Raw genomic sequence first — 14,263 nt, 5'->3', positions numbered from 1 at the left:
ACACCGGGTTTGCCAAGGCTTATCCCCAGGCATGACCAAAAAATGCGCCGAAAAAGTGCATCGATATAACCGTCGCAAAGGCACTTGTGCACATTAGTTGCGCACCCTGTCACCCCGCTGTCATCTCACGTTCAAGCGTCATGGCTGCCTGTAACCAAAATTTAAGTCAATGAAAAACATCGCTTTTTTTTACTGGTGAAAAAATCGTCAGTTTGACTGCGAGCCCCATTCCACAGGGCTTTGAGCGGGTTGAAGGGCGGTTGTCCACTGAGTTATCCACAGCTTCTGTGGATTGTCCCGAGCGCTTGCTCTAGGACGGGCGTGCCGGGATATTTTCAGCTTTACCTGTAAGAAAAAGAGAGTAAAGTTGCGCGCCTTCCGATCTGCCCCACAGTGCTTTATGAAGTTTCGCTCAGCCTCCGTTTCCTCTTCCTCCACACCACCTTCTGTTGCCCCTACCAAGCGCTTTTCCATGCGCGTGGCGGAGTGGCTGTTGGACAGTCCGCATCTGGGCGAAAACCGTAACGTCAAACACATCGCCGGACGTCTGCTCAAGCAACCGGCCCGTGAAGGCGTGGTGGCTGCGCAAAGTCGCCTTGGCCAGTTGATGTGCCGGGAATGCGGGAATGCCCGGGACCGCCGGATCGGTCAGGACCTGCTGCGTCAGGCCGCCCGGGCAGGCGATCGCCGCGCTCAACAGGAACTGGGGCTGATCGAAGACTGAGCTGTCCAAGATCTGACGCCTTGGTTAACCTTCAGGCTTTATCCGAATGGCAGGAGTGGCTATGGCAATGGATCTGACCAGCGTATTGCTGGGGCTGGCAGCGGCTGCGTTGCCGTTGCTGGTATTGGCCTGGCAACTTCAGCGTCGGGTCAGCAGCACGCGAGCAGACTTTGCACTGCTGCAGGAACGCCTGGCCATGGCGCAACTGGCGCAAGACGGATTGAATGCGCAGCTCGAATCCAGCCGCGACGAAATCGGTGACCTGACCCAGGCCAACGCCGCCAAACAGGCTGATCTGGCTGCGCTGCGTCGTGAAGTCGAACTGTTGCAGATCGAGCGCGACGACGCCCGGGACGCCGCCCATGCGTGGAATATCGAACGCGCCGGCAAAGAAGCCGAATTGCGCCGTCTGGATGCCCAGGCCGCGTCACTCAACGCCGAGTTGCGCGAGCAACAGGACAGTCATCAGCAACGCCTCAACGACCTGCAAGGTTCACGGGACGAGTTGCGCGCGCAGTTCGCCGAGCTGGCGGGGAAAATTTTCGATGAGCGCGAGCAGCGTTTTGCCGAAACCAGTCAGCAGCGTCTGGGGCAGTTGCTCGATCCACTCAAGGAACGCATCCAGTCTTTCGAGAAACGTGTCGAGGAAAGCTATCAGAACGAGGCTCGTGAGCGTTTCTCCCTGGCCAAGGAGCTGGAGCGTCTGCAACAGTTGAATTTGCGCTTGAGCGATGAAGCCACCAACCTGACCCGTGCCTTGAAAGGGCAGAAGACCCAGGGCAATTGGGGCGAACTGATTCTTGAGCGCGTGCTCGAGCATGCGGGACTGGAGAAGGGCCGCGAGTACCAGACGCAGGTCAATCTCAAGGGACCGGACGGCGAGCGCTTCCAGCCGGACGTGATCATTTATCTGCCGGGCGACAAGCAGGTCGTGGTCGACTCCAAGGTCAGCCTGACGGCCTATCAGCAATATGTCGCGGCTGACGACGAGGCCATCGGCCAGATCGCCATCAAGCAACACGTACTTTCGTTGCGCAATCACGTCAAAGGCCTGGCCGGCAAGGATTACAAACGCCTCGATGGCTTGCACAGCCTGGATTTCGTGTTGCTCTTCGTGCCGATCGAGGCGGCGTTTTCTGCTGCGTTGCAGGCTGAACCGACGCTGTTCCAGGAGGCGTTCGACCGCAACATCGTGATCGTCAGCCCCACCACGTTGTTGGCGACCCTGCGCGTCATCGACAGCCTGTGGAAGCAGGAGCGCCAGAGCCAGAATGCCCGGGAAATCGCCGAGCGGGCCGGGTGGCTGTACGACAAGTTCGTGCTGTTCATTCAGGATCTGGATGAGGTCGGCAATCGCCTGCAGCAATTGGACAAGGCCTATAGCTCGGCACGCAACAAGCTGACAGAGGGGCGTGGTAACCTGGTCAGTCGCAGTGAACAACTCAAGCTGCTGGGCGCACGGGCGAGCAAGAGCCTGCCCGCAGACTTGCTGGAGCGGGCGATGACGGATGTGGACGGGTTGGTCGAGCTGCCGGAATAGCCCCCGGGTGAGGGTGGACCCTGTGGCGAGTTAATCCTCGCTACAACGGCAAATATCGGCTCAACAACGCGCGCAACGCCGCCGGTTTCACCGGTTTGGCCAGATAGTCCAGCCCGGCGGCATGCACCAGGTCAACCGTCTCCGGCCGGCCATCGGCGCTGATCACCACCCCCGGAACCGGCTCGCCCATTTGCGTGCGCAACCAGGCCATCAAATCGGTTCCGGTCTCGCCATGATCGAGGTGGTAATCCACCAGTGCCAATTGCGGACGCACGCCTTCGCCCAGTAACGCTGCGCATTCCTCGCGATTGCGCGCGGTCCAGACCTGGCAACCCCAACGGCTGAGCAGGCTGTTCATGCCGATCAGGATGCTGTCCTCATTGTCGATACACAGCACCTGCGCACCATTGAGCAATTTGCCATTGAGCTCGGCGGCTTTGACCGGCGCTGCGGCTTGCGTCTGGGCCAGCGGCACGCTGACGCTGAACACGCTACCGCGTCCCGGCCAGGAGCGTACGCGCAAGGTATGACCGAGCACGCGACAGAGCCCGTCGGCAATTGCCAGTCCCAGGCCGAGGCCTTTTTCGGCCCGTGTCTGGTGGCTGTCGAGGCGCTTGAATTCTTCGAAAATCACCTGCTGTTTATCTTCCGGAATACCCGGCCCACGATCCCAGACTTCCAGGCTCAATCCTTCCTTTTGCCGGCGAACCCCCAGTAGCACCGGCCCTTTGCCGTAGCGGAAAGCGTTGGTCAGGAAGTTCTGCAAAATCCGTCGCAGCAATTTGATGTCGCTGTCGACCCGCAGCGCGCTGCCGCGAACGCGGAACTCCAGTTTTTGTTCTCGCGCCAGCACCTTGAACTCGGTACCGAGGGTGTCGAACAGTTCGTTGATCGCGAACGGCTGGCGATTCGGGTTGATCTTGCCGTTCTCCAGGCGGGAAATGTCCAGCAGGTCGCTGATCAAGTCCTCAGCCGAGCGCAGCGAGCTGTCCAGGTGCCCGACCAGTTTCTGCGCTTCGCCGGACAAACCATCGTCCTGATGGGAGAGGGCGGCGGAGAACAGCCGCGCCGCATTCAAAGGTTGCATCAAGTCATGGCTGACGGCTGCAAGGAAACGGGTCTTGGACTGGTTGGCCGCCTCGGCGGTGCCCTTGGCTTCGGTCAGGGCAACGTTGAGCTGCGACAATTCGTGGGTCCGTTCGGTAACCCGTTGCTCCAGGCCTTCGTTGGCTTCGGTCAGCGCCTGCTCGGCTTCGCGGAACGCGGTGATGTCGGTGAAACTCATGACGAAGCCGCCGCCCGGCATCGGATTGCCGATCAGCTCGATCACCCGGCCATTGGGGAACAGTCGTTCGGAAGTATGCGCGCGGCCCTGGCGCATCCAGTGCAGGCGACGGGCGACATGCACTTCGGCCTCGCCGGGGCCGCACAGTCCACGCTCGGCATTGTGACGGATGATGTCGGCAATCGGCCGGCCGACTCTGATCAGGCCATCCGGGTAGTTGAACAAGTCCAGATAGCGACGGTTCCAGGCCACCAGTTTCAGCGACTGGTCGACCACGCTGATGCCCTGGGTGATGTTCTCGATGGCGCCTTGCAGCAAGGCACGGTTGAATTGCAGTACCTCCGAGGCTTCGTCGGCGATGCGCACGACGTCCTCCAGTTGCATCTCCCGGCCTTCAATGGCGGCCTTTACCACCGCGCGGGTCGAAGAGGCACCCAGCACACCGGCCAGCAGGCGTTCGGTATGGGCGATCCACTCATTGTCGGCGTTCTGGTTCGGGTTGAAGCCTTTGCCCTGGCGATAGGCAAAGCGGATGAAGCTTTGACGGGCGCGTTCTTCGCCGACGAAGCGCGCCGCCAGTTGCAGCAGGTCGTCGATCTGCACTGAAAGCATCGAGCGTGCGCTGGGGCGGGCGCTGATTTCCTGGCCGATGAAGCGGCCCGCCTGCCAGTGCTCGGAAACCCGGGTGCGCGACAACACCGAGACCCAGGCGAACAGCGTGAAGTTGCCTGCCAGCGACAGCACCACGCCTTGGGTCAGCGGGGTGATCGGCAGGTTCAGTGGGTTGCTGTGCAACCAGGCCAGGCCCGGGAATGTGCTCAAGGACAGGCCGAGGCTGAGGGCGGCAATCGGCAGGATCAAGGTGTAGAACCACAGGAACGTGCCGGCGGCGAGGCCAGCGAAAACGCCGCGGCGGTTGGCCTGTTTCCAGTACAGTGCCCCGAGCATGGCGGGGGCCAGTTGGGTCACGGCGGCGAAGGCGATCTGGCCGATGGTCGCCAGGCTGGCGGTCGAGCCGAGCAGGCGATAACTGACGTAGGCCAGCAGCAGAATGACCACGATGCTGACGCGGCGCACCGACAGCATCCACTGGCGGAACACTTCGAACGGGCGCTCGGCGTTATTGCGCCGCAGCAACCAGGGCAACAGCATATCGTTGGAGACCATGGTCGACAGCGCCACGCTGGCCACGATCACCATGCCGGTGGCCGCCGATGCGCCCCCGATAAACGCCAGCAGGGCCAACGCCGGATGCGCCTGGGCCAGGGGCAGGCTGATGACGAACGAGTCCGGCAACACCGAGCTGGGCAGCATCATCTGGCCGGCGAGCGCGATCGGCACGACAAACAATGCAGCAAGGGCGAGGTAGGCCGGAAATACCCATTTGGCCAGGCGCAGATCCTGGGGATCGATGTTCTCGACAACGGTCACGTGAAACTGCCGCGGCAGGCAAATGATCGCCATCATTGCCACACCGGTCTGCACCACCATCGACGGCCAGTTGATGGTTTCCTTCCAGTACTGTTCGAGCCGCGGCGCAAGCATGGCCTGGTCGAACAGGTCGTCGAAACCGTCGTACAGGCCGTAGGTCACGAAGGCGCCGACGGCGAGAAACGCGAACAGTTTGACCAGCGATTCGAAGGCAATCGCAAGCACCATGCCGCGATGGTGCTCGGTGGCGTCGAGGTTGCGGGTACCGAAGACGATGGTAAACAGCGCCAGTACCAGCGACACAATCAGCGCAGTGTCCTGGGCGCGGGTGCCCATGGCGTCGGCGCCGGCGCCGATCAGCAGGTTCACGCCGAGCACAATGCCTTTGAGTTGCAGTGCGATGTAGGGCAATACACCGACCAGACAAATCAGCGCTACCACCACCGCCAATGACTGGGATTTGCCATAGCGCGCGGCGATGAAGTCGGCGATCGAGGTGATGTTCTCCTGTTTGCTGATCATCACCATTTTTTGCAGGACCCACGGCGCGCCGACCAGCAACAGGATCGGCCCGAGGTAAATCGGCAGGAACGACCAGAGCTGTTCGGCGGCCTGGCCCACGGCACCGAAGAAGGTCCAGCTGGTGCAATAGACCGCCAGCGACAGGCTGTACACCCAGGCCCGCACACGCGGCGGCAAGGGCGCGCTGCGACGGTCGCCATAAAAGGCGATGGCGAACATGATGGCCATATAGGCCAGGGCGACGGCGGCAATCAGCCCGGTGGACAGCGACATGGGGACTCCAGACAAAAGACATCCGAGCCTCCCGCTCGGACAGACAGTCTCGCACGACCGCCAGCGTTAGTCAGTGTCGACCAAGGTCGTGGCGTGGCGGGGTGTCGCAGGTTGATTTTCAGTGTCTGTACTGGCCCCATCGCGAGCAAGCTCGCTCCCACATTTGCCCTGTGTTCGCCGCCCCCTGTGGAAGCGAGCTTGGTCCGGGCGGCGTTCCGACGATGGGGGCCTCACTGACTGAATGCGATCTCGATCAATCGGTGCAACTCTTCAACCTCAAGCGGCGCCTCGGCAAACAGGATGCGAAACACCGTCGGCGCGGCGATCAGATTGATCAGCCGATCGACACTGGGCTTGGGCTCATCCGGATAGCGATCCAGAATCGTCTGCAGTTGCCCGCCAATGATGGTCGCGCAATAACTCGGCTTCAACGCCGCCTGCACGTCGCACAGCATGTTGCGGCCGGGTTCGGAGCTCATCTCGTCCAGATACTGCTCGGCCCAGGCCCGCACGTCGCCGTGAAGGCTGCCGGTATTGGCCGGCTCGTTGTCGGGCTGCATGCGGGCGAGGGCGACGTCGGCCAGCAGCGCCGACACATCGCCCCAGCGTCGATAGATGGTGGACGGCGTGACACCCGCGCGCGCCGCAATTTGCGGCACCGTCACGCTGGCGCGGTCCTGCTCCTCAAGGAGTTGGCGCACGGCCGAATGAATCGACTCTTGTACCCGGGCGCTGCGGCCGCCGGGGCGTAATGTGGGAGCGGTCATCTTGTGTTTCCTGTATTGCACCGGGTCTTGCGGCTGGCACCCGGTCCTGAAAGCCATGCATCGGACCTTAACACAAAGAATTTGCTTTAAGAGGGATCCAGTAGCACACTCCGCAAAAGCAAAAAATTAGCTTTTGCGGAGTGTGTGCATGCCCGGTTCTCATTCAAATCGTGCCAGCCTGTGGTTTCTGGCCGTTACCTTGCTCAGTTTCCTGGCGGCCTCCACTGCGCCGACGCCGCTGTATCACCTGTATCAGGAGCAGATGCAGTTTTCGGCCGCGACCCTGACCCTGATTTTTGCCGTGTACGCCCTCAGCCTGTTGGCGGCGTTGCTGACGGTCGGCTCGCTGTCGGATTACCTGGGGCGCAAACCGGTGATCTTTACGGCGGTGGTACTGAACATCCTGGCGATGTTGCTGTTTATCTACGCCGACAGCGTTGCGTGGCTGATCGGTGCCCGGGTCCTGCAAGGGTTTGCCACCGGTATGGCGACTGCCGTGTTGAGTGCAACGCTGCTGGACACCGATCGCCAGCAAGGGCCGCTGGTCAATAGCGTCGCGCCGTTGCTCGGTATGGCCCTGGGTGGAATGGGCTGCGGTTTGCTGGCCGAGTTTGCTCCGGCGCCGTTGCACCTGACCTATTGGCTGCTACTTGTCCTGTTCGCGATGCAGGCTGTAGTTGTCTGGCGTTTGCCGGAGAGCGTCACGCGCCAGTCCGGGGCTTGGGCATCATTGCGACCGACCCTGCATGTGCCGGTCCAGGCGCGTGCGACGTTATGGCGGGTGTTGCCGCTCAACACGGCGACCTGGGCGCTGGGCGGATTTTACGCATCGCTGGCACCTTCATTGGTGCGCGCGGCGACCGGTTCAACGTCGAACCTGATTGGCGGGGCGACCGTCGCCGCATTGACGGTGACCGGTGCCCTGATGATCTACACCCTGCGCAATCAGGCTGCGACCAAGGCGCTGCAACTGGGCGCCAGTTCGTTGCCGGCGGGAGTCGTCCTGATTTTACTGGGTGTGCACAGCGCCAGTTTGCCGCTGTTTTTCCTCGGCACGCTGGTCGCCGGTTGCGGCTTCGGCGCCGGTTTCCTCGGCGCCGTGCGCAGTCTGGTGCCGCTGGCCTTGCCCCATGAACGCGCCGGGTTGATGTCGGCGTATTACGCGCTGAGTTATCTGGCGTTCTGCCTGCCGGCGCTGCTGGCCGGGAACCTGGCGCGGATCTTTGGTCTGGTGGCAACCACCGATGGTTATGGTGCGGTGCTGATGGTGCTGGTCCTCAGCGCAATGGCGGGTTTACTGCGATCACGTTCGGCCAGGGTCTGCGAGGTCAACCGGTAAAATTGAGTTAGCCTTGGCACCCACTCAGTTCACTCGAAGGATCGGACCATGAAGATCATCCGTAGCAAATCGTTCACTGGCGAGCGTGCCTGGGCCGCGCTGGACATCGCCAGCATGAACGGCATCACCACGCGGCTGCACTGGACCGATCAACCCTACAAGTGGCACGTCAACGATGGCGAGGAAGTGTTCGTGGTGCTCGATGGCCAGGTGCAGATGCGTTATCGCGAAGAGGGGGTGGAGCGGGAAGCTTTGCTGGAGGTCGGTGACATTTTTTATGCCTCGGTTGGCACTGAGCATGTGGCGCATCCGCTAGGACAGGCTCGGATATTGGTGATCGAATCGGAGGGGAGTGTCTGACGCTATATAAGTGATATCGATAAGATATAGAGATATTACCCGTTATATAGATATTCTATTCGGATCTAACATGGGCTCTACCTCACGAGAGGACAGGAGTTCGCCATGACATGCGCCAATAGCATCAAGCCCGGAATCAAACCTTTCAGTCACTTGCAGCATCCCCGCGAGGCGATCCGCCAGTTCACCCCCAACTGGTTCGCCGCCACCATGGGCACCGGCGTGCTGGCGTTGGCACTGGCGCAATTGCCGGTCGCCATGCCTGCCTTGCACGCCTTTGCCGAAGCCCTCTGGCTGTTCAATATCGCTCTGTTCCTGCTGTTTACGGCGGTATACACGGCGCGTTGGGTGCTGTTTTTCGACGAAGCACGGCGGATCTTCGGCCATTCCACGGTTTCGATGTTTTTCGGCACCATCCCGATGGGCCTGGCGACCATCATCAACGGCTTTCTGGTATTCGGCCTGCCGCGTTGGGGCGAAGGGGTGATTCATGTTGCCGAAGTGTTGTGGTGGCTGGATGTGGCCATGTCGCTGGCCTGCGGCGTGTTGATTCCCTACATGATGTTCACCCGTCAGGAGCACAGCATCGACCAGATGACAGCGGTCTGGTTGTTGCCGGTGGTCGCGGCAGAAGTGGCGGCCGCCAGCGGTGGCCTGTTGGCGCCGCATTTGGTCGACGCTCATTCGCAACTGGTGGTGCTGGTGACCAGCTACGTGCTCTGGGCCTTTTCCCTGCCGGTAGCCTTCAGCATCCTGACCATTCTGTTGCTGCGCATGGCCCTGCATAAACTGCCCCACGAAAACATGGCCGCCTCGAGCTGGCTGGCCCTTGGACCGATCGGCACCGGTGCGCTGGGTATGTTGGTACTGGGGGGCGACGCACCGCTGATTTTCGCGGCCAACGGTATGCCGGGAGTCGGCGAGATTGCTGCCGGACTGGGTCTGGTGGCCGGCATCACCCTGTGGGGCTTCGGCCTGTGGTGGATGCTGATGGCGTTGCTGATCACCGGGCGATACTTGCGAGCCGGCATTCCCTTCAATCTCGGCTGGTGGGGCTTTACTTTCCCGTTGGGCGTCTATTCCCTGGCGACGTTGAAGCTGGCCAGTACCTTGAACCTGATGTTCTTCAGTGTGTTTGGCTGTGTGCTGGTGGCATTGCTGGCGGTGATGTGGCTGATCGTCGGAAAGCGCACGGTGCTGGGCGCCTGGCGTGGCGAGCTGTTTGTCTCGCCGTGCATTGCCGGATTGAAGAAATAACCGACAAAGATTAGGTAAGGTGTGGCCTGGATCGACTTTTGATAATCCAATAAGAATCCAGGCCACTCGTTACCTATCATCAGGGACACATGGAAGATGAGTCACCCCTCACAGTTCACCTTGCTGCGCACCCGGCGCTTCCTGCCGTTCTTCATCACCCAGTCCCTCGGGGCGTTCAACGACAACGTGTTCAAACAGTCGTTGATCCTGGCCATTTTGTACAAGCTGACCATCGAAGGTGACCGCTCCATCTGGGTCAACCTGTGTGCGCTGCTGTTCATCCTGCCGTTCTTCCTGTTCTCGGCCCTGGCCGGGCAATTCGGGGAAAAGTTCGCCAAGGATGCGTTGATCCGCCTGATCAAGCTGGGGGAAATCGCCATCATGGCGGTCGGCGCCGTTGGCTTTCTGTTCGATCACCTGTCGTTGATGCTGGTGGCGCTGTTCGCCATGGGCACCCATTCGGCGCTGTTCGGACCGGTGAAGTATTCGATCCTGCCGCAAGCCCTGCATGAAGATGAGCTGGTAGGCGGCAACGGCCTGGTGGAAATGGGCACCTTCCTGGCGATCCTCGCCGGCACCATTGGCGCCGGGGTCATGATGTCTTCGGCGCATTACGCGCCAGTGGTGTCCACGGCAATCATCGGCACTGCCGTACTCGGTTACCTGGCCAGCCGCAGCATTCCCCGCGCAGCGGCCGCCACGCCGCAAATGCACCTGAACTGGAACATTTTCAGCCAGTCCTGGGCCACGTTGAAACTGGGCCTGGGGCAAACGCCGGCGGTGTCACGCTCGATTGTCGGCAACTCGTGGTTCTGGTTTGTCGGGGCGATTTATCTGACGCAGATCCCGGCCTATGCCAAGGAATGGATGCACGGCGACGAAACCGTGGTGACGCTGATTCTGACGGTGTTCTCGGTGGGCATCGCATTGGGTTCGATGCTGTGCGAGAAGCTCTCTGGGCGCAAAGTCGAGATTGGCCTGGTGCCGTTCGGGTCGTTCGGCCTGACCGTTTTCGGTCTGCTGCTGTGGTGGCATTCTGGCTCAATTCCGGATAGCGCCACCGGCCATGGCTGGATCGAGATCCTCGGTTTCGGCCACGCCTGGCTGGTGTTGCTCGACATCCTCGGCCTGGGCGTCTTCGGCGGTTTCTACATCGTGCCGCTATACGCGCTGATCCAGTCACGCACGGCGGAGAACGAACGGGCGCGGGTGATTGCTGCCAACAACATCCTCAACGCGTTGTTCATGGTGGTGTCGGCGATTGTCTCGATCGTCTTGCTGAGTGTGGCCAAGCTGTCGATCCCGCAGCTGTTCCTGGTGGTGTCGTTGCTGAACATCGGCGTCAACGCCTACATCTTCAAGATCGTCCCCGAGTTCACCATGCGTTTCATGATCTGGCTACTCAGCCATTCCATGTACCGCGTCGAGCATCGCAATCTGGATTTGATCCCCGATGAAGGCGCGGCGTTGCTGGTGTGCAACCACGTGTCATTCGTCGACGCCTTGCTGATTGGCGGCGCGGTGCGTCGGCCGATTCGCTTTGTGATGTATTACAAGATCTACAACTTGCCGGTGCTGAACTTCATCTTTCGTACCGCGGGGACGATTCCTATCGCGGGGCGTCATGAAGACATCCAGATCTACGAAAAGGCCTTCACGCGCATTGCCCGGTATCTGAAGGACGGTGAGTTGGTGTGCATCTTCCCCGAGGGTAAATTGACCGCCGATGGCGAGTTGAATGAGTTCAAGGGCGGCTTGACGCGAATTCTCGAGGAGACACCGGTGCCGGTGATTCCGCTCGCCTTGCAGGGGTTGTGGGGGAGTTTCTTCAGCCGCGACCCGGGCAAGGGGCTGTTTCATCGCCTGTGGTCGCGGGTGACATTGGTGGCAGGGCCGGCGGTGGCGGTTGAGGTGGCGGAGCCGGCGAAGTTGCAGGCTTTGGTGGGGGAGTTGCGCGGGGCTGTCAGATAGCGGTTGTTTGCGCGAGCCGCTTCGCGAGCAGGCTCGCTCCCACATTGGAATGCAATCCCTGTGGGAGCGAGCTTGCTCGCGATGGCGTCAGTGGCCTATGCGCTGACCTTCAGGCCAACGAGCCCGGAAATGATCAACGCCACACTCGCCAACCGCACCAGCGCCATGGATTCGCCAAACAGGATGATCCCGGCGATCACCGTGCCAACGGCGCCGACACCGGTCCAGATCGCATAGGCCGTACCCAGCGGCAATTCCTTCATTGCAAGGCCGAGCAAGCCAAGGCTGATCGCCATGGCCGCAACGGTCAAAACAGTGGGGAGCGGGCGGGTGAAGCCGTCGGTGTACTTGAGGCCGACGGCCCAGCCGACTTCGAACAGGCCGGCGAAAAACAGAATGATCCAGGACATGAAGACCTCCATCGTCTGACGGGGTCGTCCCCTGATTAATGACTCGATCGAGCCGCGAGGTCGTCCTCGCGATGCGCAATATAGTGCCCAGTATTAACCCGGGGATCAAGTTTTCGGATCAGTCAGTCGCCTGCTGTGCGGCCATTTCCCGATCCTGCTTTTCACTCATGCGGCGGAAATACGTGGATAGCAATGCCCCGGAAATATTGTGCCAGACACTGAACAATGCACTTGGCACTGCGGCCAGCGGCGAGAAGTGTGCACTCGCCAACGCGGCACCCAATCCGGAATTCTGCATGCCGACTTCCAGGGCCAGGGATTTGCGCTGGGCCAGAGGTAGCTTGAACAGGCGCCCGGTGAAGTAACCCAGCAAGTAGCCGAAGCTGTTGTGCAGCATGACCACGGCCATGATCAGCAGGCCGGACTCGGCGATCTTCGCCTGGCTGGCAGCAACCACGGCGGTGACAATGATCACGATGCTCACTACCGAGACCAGCGGCAATACGTCCACCGCATGGCGAACCTTGTCGCCCAGTACCCTTTGGGCAACCACGCCCAGCACGATCGGCAACAGCACCACTTGCAGGATCGACCAGAACAACTCCATGAACGACACCGGCAACCAGGCCGAGGCCAGCAGCCAGATCAGCGCTGGGGTCAGCAGCGGGGCGAGGAGGGTGGTGACGGCGGCAATGGCCACCGACAACGCCAGATCGCCGCGGGCCAGCCAGGTCATCACGTTCGACGAAGTGCCGCTCGGGCAGCAGCCGACCAGAATCACACCGACGGCGATTTCCGGTGGCAAGTGGAACGCCTGGCAGAGCAACCACGCCACGCCGGGCATGATCACGAAATGTGCAACCACGCCCAGGGCCACGCGCCATGGATGGCGAGCGACTTCGGCGAAGTCTTCGAGTTTGAGAGTCAGGCCCATGCCGAACATCACCAGCCCCAGCAAGGGCACGATGGCACCTTTGAGGCCGAGGAACCACGCCGGCTGCAGAAACGCCACGGCAGCAAAAATCAGTACCCAGTAAGCGAAGGTGTTGCCGACAAAACGACTCAATGCAGCCAGTGCACGCATGCTCTGATCCTTGTTATTAGACACGCTACATAAAACTGTGGGAGCGAGCTTGCTCGCGATGAGGGACTAACATTCAACAGGGATGTTGACTGACATTCCGCTATCGCGAGCAAGCTCGCTCCCACAGGGTATTCATCGACTGATTCAGATCCCCTGCGGAGTCTCTTCACCACCCAACGCTTCAACCAGCGCCGGCAGGAAGTCGCCGAAGGTCAGCATCATCAGGGTGAAGCTGGCGTCCAGTTGGCCCAGGGCTTCGTCGCCGCCGTCCTGTTCCGCCTGGTCTTGCAGCAGGTCTTCGAACTTGAGGCGCTTGACCACCATTTTGTCGTCGAGGACGAACGACAGTTTGTCCTGCCAGGCCAGGGACAGTTGAGTGACCACTTTGCCGGTGCTCAGGTGCAGCTGGATTTCTTCGCTGGTCAGGTCCTGGCGCTTGCAACGCACGATGCCGCCGTCTTCGTGGGTGTCGCGCAGTTCGCATTCGTCCAGCACAAAGAAATCGTCCGCGGCTTTCTGGGTGGTGACCCACTCGGTCATGGTCGCGGTCGGGGACATCTTCACGGTCAGCGGGCGCACCGGCAGGGTGCCGATCACTTCACGCAGGGTCGACAGCAAGTCTTCGGCGCGTTTCGGGCTGGCCGAGTTGACCAGGATCAGGCCCTGTTTCGGCGCGATGGCGGCGAAGGTCGACGAGCGGCGGATAAAGGCGCGCGGCAGGAAGGCCTGGATGATTTCATCCTTGATCTGATCGCGTTCCTTCTTATAGACCTTGCGCATTTGCTCGGCTTCGATCTCTTCGACCTTTTCCTTGACCGCGTCACGTACGACGCTGCCTGGCAAAATACGTTCTTCCTTGCGCGCGGACACCAGCAGGAAGTCACCGCTGACGTGCACCAGCGGCGCATCTTCGCCTTTGCCGAACGGCGCGACGAAACCGTAGGTGGTCAACTCCTGGCTTGCACATGGGCGCGCCAGTTTGGTGGCCAGTGCAGTTTCCAACGCCTCGGCATCAACAGGCAGATCTTGGGTCAGGCGATAGATAAGCAGGTTTTTGAACCACATGGGGTGAGTCTCTCCTTTATACAAAGGCGGGCATTATTGTCTTCGCCGTGCCATAGGCCAACCTTTCTCTAAGCCTTTGGAAGGCCTGAGAAAATTATTTTAAAAAGTGCTTGCCAGAGGTTGGGTCGCTCCGTAGAATGCGCGCCACACCGAAGCGAAGGGTGATTAGCTCAGCTGGGAGAGCGTCTGCCTTACAAGCAGAATGTCGGCGGTTCGATCCCGTCATCACCCACCA

Annotated in this window: 11 protein-coding genes and 1 tRNA gene; 7 read left to right on the top strand and 5 right to left on the bottom strand. The window is 60.7% G+C overall.

What is annotated here, in order from left to right; translation table 11 throughout:
* The first annotated feature begins 400 nt into the window (after positions 1 to 400).
* Together AC1D1M_RS11270 and AC1D1M_RS11265 are read left to right on the top strand one after the other, a co-directional pair.
* Positions 401 to 724, top strand: coding sequence for an SEL1-like repeat protein (locus AC1D1M_RS11270; RefSeq protein ID WP_429369414.1), 324 nt, complete (start codon positions 401 to 403; stop codon positions 722 to 724).
* A gap of 175 nt (positions 725 to 899) precedes the next feature.
* On the top strand, positions 900 to 2,264 hold the full coding sequence (locus tag AC1D1M_RS11265; protein ID WP_477775821.1) for a DNA recombination protein RmuC: 1,365 nt from the start codon (positions 900 to 902) through the stop codon (positions 2,262 to 2,264).
* A gap of 40 nt (positions 2,265 to 2,304) precedes the next feature.
* Here the strand turns inward: AC1D1M_RS11265 and AC1D1M_RS11260 are convergent, their stop codons facing one another.
* Both AC1D1M_RS11260 and AC1D1M_RS11255 read right to left on the bottom strand, forming a co-directional pair.
* Positions 2,305 to 5,775: a hybrid sensor histidine kinase/response regulator gene (locus AC1D1M_RS11260; protein WP_477775690.1), complete on the bottom strand. Its 3,471-nt coding sequence runs from the start codon at positions 5,773 to 5,775 to the stop codon at positions 2,305 to 2,307.
* A gap of 230 nt (positions 5,776 to 6,005) precedes the next feature.
* Positions 6,006 to 6,542, bottom strand: coding sequence for a TetR/AcrR family transcriptional regulator (locus tag AC1D1M_RS11255; RefSeq protein ID WP_477775689.1), 537 nt, complete (start codon positions 6,540 to 6,542; stop codon positions 6,006 to 6,008).
* A 148-nt stretch (positions 6,543 to 6,690) separates the two neighbouring features.
* On the opposite strand from AC1D1M_RS11255, the gene AC1D1M_RS11250 reads away from it, so the two are divergent.
* The 4 genes from AC1D1M_RS11250 (at position 6,691) to AC1D1M_RS11235 (ending at position 11,469) form a co-directional block, all read left to right on the top strand.
* Entirely contained in the window at positions 6,691 to 7,881 is a 1,191-nt protein-coding gene (locus tag AC1D1M_RS11250; protein ID WP_477775688.1) for an MFS transporter, read from the top strand.
* Between the two features lie 48 nt (positions 7,882 to 7,929).
* Positions 7,930 to 8,241, top strand: coding sequence for a cupin domain-containing protein (locus AC1D1M_RS11245; RefSeq protein WP_477775687.1), 312 nt, complete (start codon positions 7,930 to 7,932; stop codon positions 8,239 to 8,241).
* A 105-nt stretch (positions 8,242 to 8,346) separates the two neighbouring features.
* Positions 8,347 to 9,498, top strand: coding sequence for a TDT family transporter (locus AC1D1M_RS11240; RefSeq protein ID WP_477775686.1), 1,152 nt, complete (start codon positions 8,347 to 8,349; stop codon positions 9,496 to 9,498).
* Between the two features lie 96 nt (positions 9,499 to 9,594).
* Positions 9,595 to 11,469 carry an MFS transporter gene (locus AC1D1M_RS11235; protein ID WP_477775685.1) on the top strand — a complete coding sequence of 625 codons (1,875 nt, stop codon included), beginning with the start codon at positions 9,595 to 9,597 and terminating at the stop codon, positions 11,467 to 11,469.
* A gap of 95 nt (positions 11,470 to 11,564) precedes the next feature.
* Here AC1D1M_RS11235 and sugE read toward each other — a convergent pair whose 3' ends face one another.
* From sugE to rdgC, 3 genes are all read right to left on the bottom strand, one after another.
* Positions 11,565 to 11,879, bottom strand: a complete 315-nt coding sequence (sugE, locus tag AC1D1M_RS11230; protein WP_007977599.1) for a quaternary ammonium compound efflux SMR transporter SugE — start codon at positions 11,877 to 11,879, stop codon at positions 11,565 to 11,567.
* A 118-nt stretch (positions 11,880 to 11,997) separates the two neighbouring features.
* Positions 11,998 to 12,963 (bottom strand): bile acid:sodium symporter family protein, encoded by a 966-nt coding sequence (locus AC1D1M_RS11225; RefSeq protein ID WP_477775684.1) that lies wholly within the window; start codon positions 12,961 to 12,963, stop codon positions 11,998 to 12,000.
* Positions 12,964 to 13,107: 144 nt separating this feature from the next.
* Positions 13,108 to 14,028 (bottom strand): recombination-associated protein RdgC, encoded by a 921-nt coding sequence (rdgC, locus tag AC1D1M_RS11220; protein ID WP_007969735.1) that lies wholly within the window; start codon positions 14,026 to 14,028, stop codon positions 13,108 to 13,110.
* A 159-nt stretch (positions 14,029 to 14,187) separates the two neighbouring features.
* On the opposite strand from rdgC, the gene AC1D1M_RS11215 reads away from it, so the two are divergent.
* Positions 14,188 to 14,263 (top strand) — tRNA-Val (locus AC1D1M_RS11215).

This window comes from Pseudomonas sp. P1_F7, from assembly GCF_056405655.1.
Note: the sequence above shows the minus strand (reverse complement) of the source record. Positions and strands in the feature narration are given on the sequence as shown.

What these genes read in the sequence shown, in the direction of transcription:
- AC1D1M_RS11235 (WP_477775685.1), top strand. Translation starts at nt 9,595, where the DNA reads ATGAGTCACCCCTCACAGTTCACCTTGCTGCGCACCCGGCGCTTCCTG.
- rdgC (WP_007969735.1), bottom strand. Translation starts at nt 14,028, where the DNA reads ATGTGGTTCAAAAACCTGCTTATCTATCGCCTGACCCAAGATCTGCCT.
- AC1D1M_RS11245 (WP_477775687.1), top strand. Translation starts at nt 7,930, where the DNA reads ATGAAGATCATCCGTAGCAAATCGTTCACTGGCGAGCGTGCCTGGGCC.
- AC1D1M_RS11240 (WP_477775686.1), top strand. Translation starts at nt 8,347, where the DNA reads ATGACATGCGCCAATAGCATCAAGCCCGGAATCAAACCTTTCAGTCAC.
- AC1D1M_RS11270 (WP_429369414.1), top strand. Translation starts at nt 401, where the DNA reads ATGAAGTTTCGCTCAGCCTCCGTTTCCTCTTCCTCCACACCACCTTCT.
- AC1D1M_RS11255 (WP_477775689.1), bottom strand. Translation starts at nt 6,542, where the DNA reads ATGACCGCTCCCACATTACGCCCCGGCGGCCGCAGCGCCCGGGTACAA.
- sugE (WP_007977599.1), bottom strand. Translation starts at nt 11,879, where the DNA reads ATGTCCTGGATCATTCTGTTTTTCGCCGGCCTGTTCGAAGTCGGCTGG.
- AC1D1M_RS11250 (WP_477775688.1), top strand. Translation starts at nt 6,691, where the DNA reads ATGCCCGGTTCTCATTCAAATCGTGCCAGCCTGTGGTTTCTGGCCGTT.
- AC1D1M_RS11260 (WP_477775690.1), bottom strand. Translation starts at nt 5,775, where the DNA reads ATGTCGCTGTCCACCGGGCTGATTGCCGCCGTCGCCCTGGCCTATATG.
- AC1D1M_RS11225 (WP_477775684.1), bottom strand. Translation starts at nt 12,963, where the DNA reads ATGCGTGCACTGGCTGCATTGAGTCGTTTTGTCGGCAACACCTTCGCT.